The sequence below is a fragment of the Terrabacter sp. P5_B1 genome, from assembly GCF_056400505.1.
The window spans coordinates 1-858 of the sequence record NZ_JBFULD010000598.1; the positions used below are offsets into that span (position 1 = coordinate 1).

Consider the following 858-nt stretch of genomic DNA (forward strand, 5'->3'; position numbering starts at 1 on the left):
GGAGCGGTCCGCCCGCGCCCGCGCCCGCGAGGAGCAGGCCCGCCGCGACGAGGAGCGCGCCCGCCGGCCATGGGGTGTCACCGTGGGCGGGGTCGACCTGTCCCGCGTCGAGCTCGAGGACGTACGCCGTCACATCCTCGTCAGCGACACCGCACCTCAGGTGTTCGCCGGGACGCTGCGCTCGGCCGTCGACCCGCTCGGCCGGCTGAGCCGCGAGCAGGCCGAGCGAGCCCTCTACACCGCGGCGGCCGACGACGTCTTCGACGCGCTGCCCGGCGGCTGGCAGGGCGAGCTCGAGGAGCGCGGCCGCGGCCTCTCCGGTGGCCAGCGCCAGCGGCTCGTGCTCATGCGCGCCCTCGCCGCCGACCCGGAGGTCCTCGTCCTCGTCGAGCCCACCTCCGCCGTCGACGCCCACACCGAGGCCCGGATCGCCGCCCGCCTCGGCGAGCACCGCGCCGGGCGCACGACGGTCGTCATGACCGCCTCACCGCTCCTGCTCCACCACGCCGACGAGATCATCCTGCTCGAGTCGGGGGTGGCCACCGCCCGGGGACGGCACGCCGACCTGCTCACGGACTCGCCGGCATACCGCTCCGTCGTCGTGCGCGGCGGCGACGCCGACCCGTCCGTCCTCTCGCACCTGTCCGAGGAGTCCCGATGACCCCGCCCGACAGCACGGTCACCACGACCACCGCCACCGCCACGGCCGACGCTCCCGGCTGGGTCTCGCTGCTGCCCGTCGAGCTGGCGGCCGAGTCGGCCCGCACCTGGGACGCGGCCACCCAGGCGCCGGCCGTCCCCGACGAGCTGCGCCCGCCCCAGTCCGGGTCGGTGGGGGAGCGCGTCAGCGCCCTGCGC

General features: G+C 77.3%; 2 protein-coding genes. Both read left to right on the top strand.

The window, feature by feature from the left end:
- Positions 1–661: ATP-binding cassette domain-containing protein (locus AC1DP0_RS22305; protein ID WP_478088830.1), on the top strand; the 661-nt coding region annotated here is incomplete at its 5' end.
- The coding region (locus AC1DP0_RS22310; RefSeq protein WP_478088832.1) for a hypothetical protein at positions 658–858 on the top strand (201 nt) is incomplete at its 3' end. The genes AC1DP0_RS22305 and AC1DP0_RS22310, both read left to right, overlap by 4 nt.